This is a genomic window from Embleya sp. NPDC020886 (genome assembly GCF_044333915.1).
Classification (GTDB): domain Bacteria; phylum Actinomycetota; class Actinomycetes; order Streptomycetales; family Streptomycetaceae; genus Embleya.
Genome location: NZ_JBIRRX010000002.1, coordinates 791,367 through 803,786 on the forward strand (window position 1 = coordinate 791,367; position 12,420 = coordinate 803,786).

Below are 12,420 nucleotides of genomic sequence, written 5' to 3' on the forward strand. Positions count from 1 at the left end.
GTTCCGGCGCGGCGACGTCGCTGTCGGGTAGGGGTGCCGCCGCACGTGGTGCACTTGAGTGCGTGGACGACCAAGGGGAAGCCTGATGGGCCGAGTTGCTTCACCTGTTGCGGAGGTGTCGATTCAGAGTTCGGCCAGGCGTACCTTCACCAGCAGGTCGTGGAGGGCATCGTGGCCCAGGGGTCGATCCGCGAGTGTGGATGCCTGGTGTGCGTCGTCCAGTGCTCCTTGCAGTCGTTCGATGTCCGCCCGGATCGTGTCCGGCGCCACCAGTTCGTGCACGGCCCCGTGCTCCGCCGCGCGTTTCGCGGCCGTCAGGTCGTCGAGGTATGCCGGCGCGATGGTCGGGTGCAGGTCGGCGAGTTGGCGCAGGTCGGCGATCACCAGACCCGTCCTCATCAGATGGATCCCGGTCAACAGCACGCGGAACGTGTAGAGCAGCGGCTTGAGTTCGCCGTTGCGGTCGAACAGCCGTGACTGGGTGCGGGCGAACCCGGCGTAGTGGTGCGCGTGGTGTCGGGTCACGAGTCCCGGGGCGAGGGCGACCAACTCGGCGTGCGCCGGGGTGGTGTGGACGATCAGTGGGGAGAGCAACTGTTCCAGGACGTAGCCGTTGCGGCGCAGGAGCAGCCGGACGAACTTGCCCACGTCGTGGGTGACGAGGTCGTACTCGACACCGTCGGCCTGCCACGTGCGTGCGCGCGTGTGTTCGCCCTCGTGCAGCCCGACCAACTCGGCCAGGGGCAACACGTGTATGCCGCGCAGGTCGACGTCCGAATCCTCGGAGGGGAACCCGTACAGGTGCGCGCCGGACACGGTCGCGAACACGAGGGGGTCCGGCTGGTCGGCGACGGCCGCCTTGAGGCGGTCCGGTTCCATGTCCAATGCCACGACGGACCCTTCGAGACGGTGATGTGTGAACCGTCATCCCAGGGAACGCGGCGGGGCCGAGTTCGCCGAGATCCGAAGGAGGAAGGCGGTGGCCGTCGGGTCATCGCCCCGTGACGAGGGCCTGCCGAGCCATCGAGTCCCCTCTTTCATCTCGGTACGACGCACGGTTACCGATCACCCGAACCGCCCGCAGAGCGTCGCCATGCCGCAGCCCTCCCGATGCAGGGCGACCCAGGACGAGGATCGGCGAATTCGCGGCTTCCATGGACGGGTTCGTCGCAGCCCGAGCGCGCGGCGCCACCACCGTGCTCTGCGAACGCTGCGGGCGTTCGCGTTCTCATCGCGGGGGTAACGCGCGTACGGAGAAGAGGAGTTTGCCTTGACTGCCGGACGTCGTACCTGTGCTCGTCACTGGGTTCCCCGAAGTCGCCCGGGTCGATGGGGCCGACGCGCCACAGGCCGCAGGTGCAGTACAGGTAGGACCCGGACGGGTCGCGGTGATCGCGATCGACGTCGTGCCGGTGTCGATTCCGCAGCGCGGTGTATCCGTCGTGTGGGTCAGCCGCCTTGGCCGGCGCTGCCGATGGGGCCGACGTTGCAGGCGTTGGCCACCCCGTCGCGGCTGCTGATTCTCGCCCGCCTGCGCGAGGGGCCGCTGCCGGCGACCGAGTTGGCGGGCGAGGTCGGTATGGAACAGTCCGCCTGTTCCCACCAACTGCGCCTGCTGCGCAACCTCGACCTGATGGTCGGCACCCGCAAGGGCCGCTCGGTGGTCTACTCCCTGTACGACAACCACGTCTGCGAACTGCTCGACCAGGCGCTCTACCACGTCGAACACCTCCGGCTCGGCCCGAGCGACGCCCCCGAGCCCGAGGAAGAGGAGCCGGTGGCCGCCGCCCCTAGCACCTGACCGCCCCCGGCACGACATGCGACGCTCCCCTTGCGGAAGGGAGGGAGGCGCGGGGGCACGTGGACCTTCTGGACGCTCGTCCCCGGATCGCGGCGACCCGCGCGCGCCCGGGGCCGGCCCACGGCCCGACCGACCGGGGCATCGGCGTACGCACCATTGCCTACGCAGTGCTCGCGTGCGGCCCGGCGCCCGATGGCCCGGCACAACCCGGTCATCGCCTCGGTGCTCCTTCCACGCCGGCGATCCGGAACCCGGCGCGAGACCTGCCGTTGCCCCTCGACGTCCCGGGCACGAGGGGGGTCCACCGTCGTCGGCCTCGAACGTCCACGACCGCTGCGCGAAGTCGCCCGGGACCGGGCGCGAACCGGACCTATCCCCACGGCCGGCCGCCGGCACCGGGAGCGGCGACGATTCGTCCTACGATGTGCACATGAGCGTGGACGAACGTCTCGCAGATGCAACCTCTGCGCAGAAGCCGGACGAAGGCGAGAGGCTGGACGTCGCCGCGTCCATCCTGGCCCTGCTCGCGGATCGCACCCGCCTGGCGCTGTTGTACCGACTCGGTCGGGGCGAGGCGGACGTCACCACCCTGATCGAGGCATGCGAGGCGCCCCGCCCCTCGGTCAGCCAACACCTCGCCAAGCTGCGCCTGGCCGGTTTGGTCACCACCCGCAGGGACGGTCGCCGCGTGGTGTACTCCCTGCGCCACGGCCACCTGCGACGTCTGGTGGACGAGGCCCTGAACGTCGCCGACCACGAGATCCGGACCCTTCCGCCCCACGACTGACCCGGCCGCCTCACCGAAGGGACCCGCTGCGCCGTCGTCAACATGTGCACACGTATGCACGTGATGACTATGATGGTTTCGTCCTGCGACACCGCCGACCGGGACGGGGCCGATGCTGGTCGTACTGCGCAACCGCACCTACCGCCACCTGTTCACCGCGCAGGTCGTCGCCCTGCTGGGCACCGGCTTGGCCACGGTCGCGTTGAGTCTGCTCGCGTACGACATAGCCGGGGACGACGCGTCGGCGGTGCTGGGCACCGCGTTGGCGATCAAGATGGTCGCCTATGTCGCCATCGCGCCGGTGGTCGGCGCGGTCGCCGACCGGATCCCGCGCCGCGTGTTGTTGGTGGTGACGGATCTCGTCCGTGCGGGCGTCGCGCTCGCGCTGCCGTTCGTCACCCAGGTCTGGCAGATCCACCTCCTGATCTTCCTGCTCCAAGCCGCGTCGGCGGCCTTCACCCCGGTGTTCCAGGCCACCATCCCCGAGGTGCTGCCCGCCGAACGCGATTACACGAACGCCCTGTCGATGTCCCGGCTCGCCTACGACCTGGAAAGCCTGTTCAGTCCGGCCCTGGCCGCCGGGTTGTTGGCCCTGCTCTCCTACAACTGGCTCTTCGTCGGGACCACCGTCGGATTCGTCTCGTCGGCCGCGTTGGTGGTGTCGGCCGTGCTGCCCAAGCCCGTTCCCGTCGAGCGCACCGGCGGCATCCACGCCAGGGCCGCGTTCGGCATCCGCCTGTTCCGGGCCACCCCTCGGCTGCGAGCCCTGCTCGCCCTGGACCTGGCGGTCGCGGCCGCCGGAGCGATCGTGTTCGTCGACACGGTGGTGATGACACGCGGGCACTTCCACCGCTCCGCCGGAGCCGTGTCCGTGGCTCTGGGGGCCTACGGTGCCGGGTCCATGGTTGCGGCCCTGCTTCTGCCCCGCCTCCTTCGTCGCTTCACCGACCGTGCGGTGATGCTGTCGGCGGCGCTCGCCCTGCCGGTGGTCCTGGTCGCGGTCGGGGTGATCACCGCCGGCGCACCCGACACCCGGTCGTGGATCCTGATCCTCCTGGCCTGGGCGGCCGTCGGTGCGGCGTGTTCGGCGGTCCTCACACCGGGCGGACGGGTGATACGGCGTTCCGCCGGCGACGCGGACCTGCCCGCCGCGTTCGCCGCCCAGTTCTCCCTCTCGCACGGCTGCTGGCTGCTCACGTATCCCCTCGCCGGTTGGCTCGCGGCCGGCAAGGGGCTGTCGACCACCTCGGCCGTCCTGGGAGTCATCGCCCTGTCCGCCACCGCCGCCGCTGCGGCGAGTTGGCCCTCCCGGGACCCGGAACGGCTCGGCCACGTCCACCCCGATCTGCCTGCGGGGCATCCGCACCTGTCCGACGCCGTCCGGTCCGACGCCGGCTGGCGACACAGGCACCACTACGTCATCGATCGGCACCACCACCGTTGGCCCACCGGCGCCTCGGTTGCGGGCCGGCGGGTGGGCTCCGCCCGCTGAACGGCCCGGAGCTGATGGTTCCAGCGCGCCTCCGGTAGCTCGCGCAATGTCCGGTTCCGGTCGAGGTCGTCCGTGTCCACGGGGTCACCGTGACACCCGTGGCGGACGGGAGCGGCCCGCTTTCTCGAACCGTACGAACTCGTCACCCCCGCACCAGGCACCGCAAACCTCGATGGCGCGCCTCGCCGTCACCACCGCCCGAACCGCCCGACGGCGACGACCACTTGGGGCGCGCGTTGCGGGACGTCGGGGTTCAGGCGGTGACGGACGCAGCAGTTCCCCGGCGCTCGGCACGCCCTGGGGCGACGCCCGTGCCGCGCGGGGTGGGCCGTGTTGCGCGGTGCGGTCGTGCGGCGGGCCCGGGCGGGTCAGAAGGTGAAGTCGGGCGAGGTCCACCCCTGGTCGCCGGTACAAGCAATGTCGAGTGAGTAGCCGTCGATGGTGGCGGACATCCTGAGTGACCAGTTCGTGGCGGTGGGCGTGCCGGTGGTGGTCTTCAACCGTACGGAGGTGCCCGGCGGGATCCTGGTGACCGTACGCAGCGGTCCGAACGTCTGGGGGACGCCTGGTGGGTTGAACGTGCCGGTGAAGTCCCACACGGTTCCATTCCCGGCCCCGGTCTGCACGGTGCGCACGGTCGTGGTGAAGATGTTCGGGGGGAACGACGCGGGGGAGGTGGGGACGGCGACCTTCATTCGCTGCGGGTATGGGGCGCCGGCGGGGTCCGACGTGACCAGTGTTGCACTGGTGCCCCACCAGCCGGACGTGCCGGAGGGGAGATCGAGACAGTTCATGGAGATGCCGCGGGCTTCCGGCGGCAGCGCCTGGGCGGTTCCGGACAGGGCCACAACGGCGGCGAACGCCCCCGCGACACCGGCCGTCGCCCCGGCGGTGAACGTGCGACGAGACATGAATCGATCCTTTCGAATATTCGTTGCCGAAAACGGATCCGCGCACGCTCACCCTCACCGCGCGCGGATTCCAGAAGTCGTGCCGTAATACACGCGATGCCCGAAAGGGGCACGCGCAGCGGTACGTACGAACGGTCGAAACACCGACACCAGGCCCCTGCTTCGGCCCGCGCGAATCGGTCGACCCCCACCGAATCGCCGTGCCAGTGACCGGAGTTCACGGAGACTCCATTCACCCCCCGGACGTCGACAGCGACGAGTAAAACCGCGACGATAAACGAAGTCAATACAAAAGGGGGAAGCAGATCCATCGGCCGCGGACCAGGCCCGCGAACACCCGCTATTCCACCGACCAGCGCGCAACGAAGTTGATCGTGGTGACACGTGACAATACGTTCGCCATTGTCGAACCGCCGTACGGAATAGCCGTCGACTAGGACAATCGGGGCGCGATGTGTCGGTCGCGTCCGACGCATAGCCCGCATGTTGATCGGACTCGATGACGTCGACTGGGCTTCGATGGAGCAGGCGTACGGCTCCGTTGCGGAGGTTCCCGTGCTCCTACGGGCCCTGCGATCGGCCGACGCAGAAGACCGCGAGAGGGTGTTCGACAGGTTCCACAGCGTGGTCCACCAGTAGAACGGCGTCTACGAACCGACCGCCGCGAGCAGGCTGTTCCTGTTCGAGTCGGCCTGCGACGCCGCCAGACCCGACCGGGCCGCCGTCGCCGAAAGGCAGCGCCGCTGCGCCGACACCCTCGTGGCCCGCACCGTCGGCCCCACGTTACGGGAGCGGTCCGATCATTGTGGGCCTGCCGGTCGAGGTGCTCGGCCGGATGTGCTCGGACCGACCGCGTCATGCGCCGGCCGACACCTTCGCGCGTCTACGACCCGAAGGGAGGCCGACTGCCCGAACACGGCGGCAAGTTCGTCTTCGGGCAGCCCGAGACCTGGGGCGAGCCGCAGGCCACGACACACGCCCGCTCCTGCGCCGAACTTTCGCTGCTCGCCCGATGATCCTGTGGCGCGCGGCCGATGTGCACGCGCCTTCGGGGGTGCGGGCACGGGGCGACGGCTCGGCTCGGTGGGGGAGTTCGGGCACATCAGCGATCCAGAGGGCCCCACTGCGTGGGCCGAATGTGGATCGACGTTGTGGTGGCGCCGTCGTGGACGTGGATGTGGACGTGGACGGGTCCGGGTGCGGGGCGAGGACATGCGTTGCTTCGGCGACGTCGGGTGTTCGTCGGTTCCCCTCGGGATGTTTCTGCGTCATCATGAGACTCCGGAGCGTGACGATTCCGAGGAGGTGTGCGGTGGGCGAGCACAACAAGCCGGACCAGCCGTTGGACAAGGGTGACCCGCCTCCAGGGAACGGGGATGGTCGTGTTCCCAAGCCCGAGGATCCGAAGGGCAAGCACAAGAAGGACCGGCGGGAGTGAGCGCCGGACCCGACGACATCGGTGTCCATCGCCGCCGTGCGCTCGCGGCGATGGACACCGGCAAGGCGTGGCCGGAGGATTCCCCGTGGCTGCGGGAAGCCGTTCGGGCCCTGCCTCGCGACGAGTTCGCCCCCGAGGCCCTGTGGACCTGGGACGGCCACGCCTGGCAACGCGTGCACCGCGCGGGCGACCCGCGGGTCTGGGCCCGGCTCGTCCACGCCGGCCCCGACGACGCGACGATCACCGAGATCACCGGCGGTGTCCCGTCCTCGTCCCTGTCCTGCACCTCGATCGTCGTCGACATGCTCGACTCCCTCGACCTCCAACCCGGCCACCGGGTTCTGGAGTTGGGCACCGGCACCGGCTGGAACGCAGCCCTGATCGCCTACCGTGTCGGCCCCACCGGTCACGTCACCAGCGTCGAGACAGACCCGACCCTGGCCACCACCGCAGCCGCAACCCTGACCCGCGCCGCAGCGCGCGTCGACGTCCGGGCCGGCGACGGCACCCTCGGCTGGGTTCCGGCAGCCCCCTACGACCGGCTGATCGCCACCTACGCGGTCGACCGCGTCCCCCGCGCCTGGATCGAACAGACCCGCCCCGGTGGCGACATCGTCTTCCCGTGGACCCGCCTGGGCTACTTCGCCCTCACCACCGGCAAAGACGGCCGCTCGGCCACCGGATGGCTCCACGGCCTCGCTCAATTCATGAACGCCCGAGGCACCGCCACCACCCCCACCCACCGCGAGGTTCGCGCCGACCGCGATCCCGACCACGAACGCCCCTTCACCCGCGACCTGCGGCCCTTGCACGACGACGCCCACCTGATGTGGGCACTACGCCTGCGGCTGCCCGACGTGCTGTTCGACACCACCGCCGACACGCACGGCGTCCACGCACGCCTTCACGACGGCGCCGGGTCCTGGGCGACGATCTGCACGCCGCCGGCCGGGCGCGCAACCACCTTCCAGGGTGGACCGCGTCGCCTCGTCGACGAAGTCGAGACTGCCTGGGACGCGTGGACCGAGGCCGGCGCGATCGGCCTGTACGACCATGGCATGACCGTCACGGCCGACGATGAGCAGTTCGTCTGGGCGGGCGACCCCGAGTCCGGCTCCCGATGGGCCCTTCCCGCTCCCGCGCCGATCACGATCGGGTGAGCCCGACACCCCTCGCGGCGCGGCCCGACGCTGTCGGGAACGCGCTCGGGGCCGGCAACGGCGTGATCCCGGCCGCCGGTCCGGGTGGTCACGCAGGCGACGGGGTGGTCGGCCACGCTCCGGGTTCCCGCAGAGGGTGGCGCAGGCGGTTGCGCAAGTCATGGCGCGGCGAACCCGACCCGTCGACCCGTCCCCGTCACAAGGAGGCGGCTTGGTGCCCCGGCCCGGCAGCGGTCGTGACCGGAAGCGTGGCAAGGGCGCCGCGTCATCGGCAAGCGGGGTTTCCTTTGCGTGGGGGCGTTGTGCGCTGTCCTGGAGAGTCAGGTGTTCGGGGCTTCGGAGAGGACGAGGCGGATCCAGAAGCAGGTCCAGTCTTCTTCGACCGACCGTGGGGAGGGGGTGTGGATCTCTGCTTCGGGCATGTACCGTCCGCGAGCCCCTTCGTGCCATCCGCAGGTCACCTTGTACGTGCCGGGTTCGGCCGAGAGCACGGTCGGCGGCCACGGGCCGATGTCGGTCTCGTGGGCGGCTGCCGCCGCCCAGACGACCACGATGTGGTCGCCGCGGATGTGGAGGTCGCCTGCGGCCGGCTCCTGCGTCGCGGCTGCGGTGGCTGCGCGCCGGCGGGGCGCCTGGGTCCTGCCCAGGGGGATCCATGAGCGTACGAGGAGGAAACCGTCGTCGGCGGTTGCGATCTCGGCTGTTCCCTCGCCCTCCAAGTCCCATATGAGACCGGTGTGTTCATGGTGGTCGCCGAAACGGATGACGGCGGCGTCCGCGTCGTCGGCCGCGGACATGGCTCGGGCGTAGTCGCAGGTGGGGTCGAGTTCGTAGTCGGGTCGGTGGACCGCGCCGCTCCAGTACGGGAAGGCGTCGGCGTCGCAGATCAGGAGCGGCCCGCCGAGGGTGCTTGCAGTGGGCGGCGACCACGAGTAAGTGCGTTGTGGGGTGGATGCGTCTTTGCTTGTCATGCGGTCGTTGCCGATCGATGAAGGGGCGGTGGGGCCGGCCGGGGGCATGGTGTCTTGGTGATGCCGGAGAGTACTGGGCGGGACCGTCAGTGGCTGGGCGTGTTGCCGCCATCGGTTGTGTGGATCTTCCCGGTGAGGTCCGAGCCTGCGTGGGTGGGGCCATGGTGTGCGCGGCAATATGGCGCAACGAATCGTCGTGGCCTTCGCGCAGGATCGTCCGGCGGCGCGCCGCCGAGCACCTACGCACCCGCCGCGGCCCGCACCCGCGACGGCGACCTGCGCGGCGCGATCTGCCACAGCGACCACGGCCTTCGAACGCGAGACGCTCCATCAAGGCGCCAAACACCGGCCCCACCGGCCCGACTCGATACCGTCCGCTGGGGGCCAACCGCTACAACACCCGACGCCGCCACTCCCGCAGCGGCCAACTCGGCCCACCACCTACGGAGCCGAGCTTTGGACGATCTCACCTACACGCGCAAACGCCGCATGAGACGTGTCCTCACTCGAGGGGAAGGCCCAACCGCCGCTGGTACGGCGATTGGTGTCCCATGGACGAACCTTCCGAGAGTGTGAAGGCTCCGGCTGCATTCGTTGGCTGCCCGCCGAGACGAGTCTTCGACGCAGGACGAACGAGACGAAGCGCTGGATGCCATGGCTCGGATCGCCGAATCGGTCGACCTGGCCCACAGCTTGGAGATCTTGCGGTTGGTCGCATGGCCGCATCGGGACTACAACCTTCGTTGGATTCCGGAAGCCATGGCCGACTCGATCAACCTCGTTCCGGCTCGACCGCAAGAAAACCGACGCGAGAGCACCCCAGGTCGGCACCTCCAGACACCCGCGTGTCCACGTCTCCGTCGTGTTGGCGACCACGCGGGGCGCCGCTGCGTCGCCCGCGACTGGGGCGCTGCCGCGGGCTGCACGGTGTCGGCCTCCCGGCTCGTGGCCCGGTGCGGTGCCGGCCATGCGACGCGGGTCTCAACCCCGGTGGGTCGCGGCCCGGTGCGCGGTCGGCGCGCGCTGTTCGCGGCGCGCCGACGCAGCCGTCGTTCAGTTCTTGATCACGACGGTCGAGCAGATCTTGTCGGCGAACGTCTGCTTCTTCTCGTCCCACGCCGGCCACAGCCAGCCGAGGTAGCACGGAAGTGTGTCGAGCATGTGTGCGAAGTAGCGCCCGAAGGACAGCCAGAAGCCGGTCGGCTGTCCGTCCCGGATGCGGACCACCCGAATGTCCACGACGCTTTTGCCGATCGTCTGTCCGGTCCTGCCCTGGCGGTGGCACTGCCAGAGGGCGAATAGCAGGACCAGTGCGGCGCCGGCCACGATGAGGGATATCGGTGCCGAACCGCCCTCGTACTCGGTGGTGATCGTGCCGTCGAAGTCTTCGTACTCCGTGGTCTTGTTTCCCACCCACAGAACGCCGCCGTACATGGGCGCCATGACCAGGGTGAAAATCACGCCGTCGATCAGGTATCCGCCGGCACGCCGGCCCCAGCTCGCGCAGTAGTCTCCGAGGTCCTGCGGGACGCCGTAGCCGAAGTTGTAGCTGCTGTAGTCGTAACCCCGGCCCGCCAGGTGAGCCTGGGACACGGGTGGGCCGGCCTGGTCGTAGCCGGCGGCCGGATTGCCGGATGCCGGCACTTGGCTCGGCGCCGTCTCGGAGGCAGGCGGGTCGTAAGGGGATGCCGGAGACAAGTGGGACTCCCTGGAAGGTTGCGTGCCGCGCACGCGAATGAGACGGATCCAGGCGAATCGACGCGCGGTGCCCGGGATCGGGCGGCGACGTCTTCCCCACCCGCCCGGGATCCCGTTGACGGCGGCAACTTACCCCGAGCGGTTGGCGATTGACAGAGGTTATTCGAGCGGGAGCGCGCTCCGGCCGGGAGAGGGAACTCCCGAGGGGAACAACCGGTTCGAAGCACCACGGAAGCAACGGAGCACCGACACCACCGAGGTCACTCCGACCACGAGCCCGGCACGAACCACGATTTCGACGTCGAACCACGCTGCTGCGCCGCCCTGATCGGAGTGCGGGGGCGGAGTGGTCCTCGGCGTACGGTGCGTCCCGGAGCAGAGCGTCCGCCCGCGCTGCCGCTCGGGCGATTGCACGGGCCGTATGTGTCACACGGGTTGCCGCTGCGGCGCTTCCAAAGGGTGATCCCGGAGCAGACGGCGATGTCCGTTCCGGGGACGAAGCCTTCGACCGTGTCGTTGCACCCCCCGGCACCCGCGGCGGGTCGCAGCACGACTCCCGTGCGGATCGACGCTGTTCATGTCGTTGCCGAAGCGTTTACCAGGCCGTGTCCGGTGGATCGTCGGTGCGGTGCCTGTGCGTTGGCGGGCCGTTGGTCCGTTGATGTGCGGGTCTGTGGATGGTCAGATCCGGTCCCACACGATCGACGCGTAGAGTTGGCCGAGCGTTGCCGTCAGTGCGGTGTCGACCGGGATCGGTACGTCGTCGATCAGTCGGACCGGGGCGATGCCGCGCGAGTTCGTCACGAACGCCGCCCGGAAGGAGCCGACGTCGGATAGGTGGACCGGGCCGCGTCGGGAGGGCGACGGCCCGGTGGCGAGGGCCCGTTCCAGCAGTTGCATGGTGATGCCCTCGAGGACCGGCGCGTCGGGCCACAGCAGCGAAGTGCCGTCGTGGAACACGATGTTGGTGATCGCGCCCTCCGCGACGACCCGGTCCGGCCCGGTCAGGAGCGCCTCGTCGAAGCCCTCGCGGGTGGCCTGCCGGCGAAAGTGCGCCTGCCCGAAGTCCCCCACCCGCTTGATGTGCGGCACGGCACGCAGATACGGGACGGACCGCAATGCCTGTGGCGTGGGCGGCATGTCGCCCGGTGGCCGCACGGTCACCAGGACCGCGGTCGCCCCCACCTCGTCCGCGGCGAGCACGTGGACCCGCACCGAGGCGTCGGAAACGTCGTCGGCCAGCGCGTGCCGGATGTGACGCCGAATCAGGTCGCCGTCCAGGGCGCTGCCGAACAACTCCCGGTTGGCCGCGTCGAGCCGACGCAGATGATCGGCGAGGCCACGCACCCGACCGCCGCGCACCTGCATCGCGGTGAAGTGCCCGTATCCGCCCACGGCGACGGCGTGCAGCCGTTCCACCGTGGTGGGTCGGCCGTCGATCTCGACCCGTGACACCGTCGAAGCGCTCATGGCCCCGACAATAGCCGCCCCGCCCGCTGGACTTCCGGCCGCCGGCCGGGCCGGATCGTGCTTCGCGGCCGGGCCCGGGACGTTGTTCGACGCCCCGGCGAGCCCGGTCGCAAACGCCGTCAGTGGCTGATCGCGTCGATGCCGGCCTGGGCGAACTGCTCGTCGAGCAGACCGCTGGGCGCGCCCGCGACGCCGATGCCGGCGATGGGGGTGTTGCGGTACACGATCGGCAGCCCGCCGGCCAGGAACAGGGTGCCGGGGATGTCGGCCAGTGTCGGGTTCTGCTCCAGCCGTCCGACCAGGACCGAGGTGGGCGCGTTGAACGACGCGGCGGTGTAGGCCTTCCGCCGCGCCGACTCGTAGGTGTGCGGCCCGGAGCCGTCGCCGCGCAGCTGCACGATGGCGTTGCCGTCACGGTCGACGACCGCGACGCTCACGTGCTCCCCGGCGGCCTCCGCCGCGGCCAGGGCGGCGAGCGCGGCCGTGGTCGCGGCTTCCTCGGTCAGGTGATCGGTGGTGACGACGTAGTCGTCGTTCACACCACACGCCGACCCCTGGCAGCCCGTGGCGGTCGCGGGCGCGGCACCGGCCACACCGAACGCCAGGACGGCCGCGCCGACACCGGCGACCAGACGCGTACGCAGCGACAGGGAACTTCTCACGATCACTCCCGGACTCGGCCGCCCGGGAAT

At 70.1% G+C, this 12,420-nt stretch carries 11 protein-coding genes and 1 pseudogene; 6 read left to right on the forward strand and 6 right to left on the reverse strand.

The annotated features are described in order from the left end of the window. Positions 1–123: 123 nt before the first annotated feature. The gene (locus ACH4U8_RS10205; RefSeq protein WP_395777008.1) at positions 124–879 is read right to left on the reverse strand and encodes a DNA polymerase beta superfamily protein; all 756 of its coding nucleotides are present in this window, start codon (positions 877–879) and stop codon (positions 124–126) included. A gap of 595 nt (positions 880–1,474) precedes the next feature. On the opposite strand from ACH4U8_RS10205, the gene ACH4U8_RS10210 reads away from it, so the two are divergent. From ACH4U8_RS10210 to ACH4U8_RS10220, 3 genes are all read left to right on the forward strand, one after another. Further along, positions 1,475–1,801: an ArsR/SmtB family transcription factor gene (locus tag ACH4U8_RS10210; RefSeq protein WP_395777009.1), complete on the forward strand. Its 327-nt coding sequence runs from the start codon at positions 1,475–1,477 to the stop codon at positions 1,799–1,801. Between the two features lie 430 nt (positions 1,802–2,231). Next, complete coding sequence (locus ACH4U8_RS10215) at positions 2,232–2,588, forward strand: metalloregulator ArsR/SmtB family transcription factor (RefSeq protein WP_360315384.1); 357 nt, start codon at positions 2,232–2,234, stop codon at positions 2,586–2,588. A 112-nt stretch (positions 2,589–2,700) separates the two neighbouring features. Further along, positions 2,701–4,080 carry an MFS transporter gene (locus ACH4U8_RS10220; protein ID WP_395776739.1) on the forward strand — a complete coding sequence of 460 codons (1,380 nt, stop codon included), beginning with the start codon at positions 2,701–2,703 and terminating at the stop codon, positions 4,078–4,080. A gap of 368 nt (positions 4,081–4,448) precedes the next feature. Here ACH4U8_RS10220 and ACH4U8_RS10225 read toward each other — a convergent pair whose 3' ends face one another. Then, positions 4,449–4,991, reverse strand: coding sequence for a hypothetical protein (locus tag ACH4U8_RS10225; RefSeq protein WP_395776741.1), 543 nt, complete (start codon positions 4,989–4,991; stop codon positions 4,449–4,451). A 799-nt stretch (positions 4,992–5,790) separates the two neighbouring features. Between ACH4U8_RS10225 and ACH4U8_RS10230 the strand changes: the two are divergent. From ACH4U8_RS10230 to ACH4U8_RS10240, 3 genes and pseudogenes are all read left to right on the forward strand, one after another. Further along, positions 5,791–5,965: pseudogene (locus ACH4U8_RS10230) on the forward strand (transposase); the annotation flags it as partial. Between the two features lie 314 nt (positions 5,966–6,279). Then, on the forward strand, positions 6,280–6,429 hold the full coding sequence (locus ACH4U8_RS10235; RefSeq protein WP_395776743.1) for a hypothetical protein: 150 nt from the start codon (positions 6,280–6,282) through the stop codon (positions 6,427–6,429). Next, on the forward strand, positions 6,426–7,589 hold the full coding sequence (locus tag ACH4U8_RS10240) for a methyltransferase domain-containing protein (protein WP_395776745.1): 1,164 nt from the start codon (positions 6,426–6,428) through the stop codon (positions 7,587–7,589). Before ACH4U8_RS10235 ends, ACH4U8_RS10240 begins: the two co-directional genes overlap by 4 nt. 320 nt (positions 7,590–7,909) lie before the next feature. Here the strand turns inward: ACH4U8_RS10240 and ACH4U8_RS10245 are convergent, their stop codons facing one another. The 4 genes from ACH4U8_RS10245 to ACH4U8_RS10260 all read right to left on the reverse strand — a co-directional run bounded on the left by ACH4U8_RS10245 (position 7,910) and on the right by ACH4U8_RS10260 (position 12,390). Beyond that, positions 7,910–8,560: a hypothetical protein gene (locus ACH4U8_RS10245; protein WP_395776747.1), complete on the reverse strand. Its 651-nt coding sequence runs from the start codon at positions 8,558–8,560 to the stop codon at positions 7,910–7,912. Positions 8,561–9,613: 1,053 nt separating this feature from the next. Beyond that, positions 9,614–10,258 (reverse strand): RDD family protein, encoded by a 645-nt coding sequence (locus ACH4U8_RS10250; RefSeq protein ID WP_395776749.1) that lies wholly within the window; start codon positions 10,256–10,258, stop codon positions 9,614–9,616. 681 nt (positions 10,259–10,939) lie between these two features. Continuing rightward, positions 10,940–11,728: an aminotransferase class IV family protein gene (locus ACH4U8_RS10255; RefSeq protein ID WP_395776751.1), complete on the reverse strand. Its 789-nt coding sequence runs from the start codon at positions 11,726–11,728 to the stop codon at positions 10,940–10,942. Positions 11,729–11,847: 119 nt separating this feature from the next. Continuing rightward, positions 11,848–12,390, reverse strand: coding sequence for a heme-binding protein (locus tag ACH4U8_RS10260; RefSeq protein WP_360315358.1), 543 nt, complete (start codon positions 12,388–12,390; stop codon positions 11,848–11,850). Positions 12,391–12,420: the final 30 nt, after the last annotated feature.

What these genes read in the sequence shown, in the direction of transcription:
- ACH4U8_RS10205 (WP_395777008.1), bottom strand. Translation starts at nt 879, where the DNA reads ATGGAACCGGACCGCCTCAAGGCGGCCGTCGCCGACCAGCCGGACCCC.
- ACH4U8_RS10210 (WP_395777009.1), top strand. Translation starts at nt 1,475, where the DNA reads ATGGGGCCGACGTTGCAGGCGTTGGCCACCCCGTCGCGGCTGCTGATT.
- ACH4U8_RS10215 (WP_360315384.1), top strand. Translation starts at nt 2,232, where the DNA reads ATGAGCGTGGACGAACGTCTCGCAGATGCAACCTCTGCGCAGAAGCCG.
- ACH4U8_RS10220 (WP_395776739.1), top strand. Translation starts at nt 2,701, where the DNA reads ATGCTGGTCGTACTGCGCAACCGCACCTACCGCCACCTGTTCACCGCG.
- ACH4U8_RS10225 (WP_395776741.1), bottom strand. Translation starts at nt 4,991, where the DNA reads ATGTCTCGTCGCACGTTCACCGCCGGGGCGACGGCCGGTGTCGCGGGG.
- ACH4U8_RS10245 (WP_395776747.1), bottom strand. Translation starts at nt 8,560, where the DNA reads ATGACAAGCAAAGACGCATCCACCCCACAACGCACTTACTCGTGGTCG.
- ACH4U8_RS10255 (WP_395776751.1), bottom strand. Translation starts at nt 11,728, where the DNA reads ATGAGCGCTTCGACGGTGTCACGGGTCGAGATCGACGGCCGACCCACC.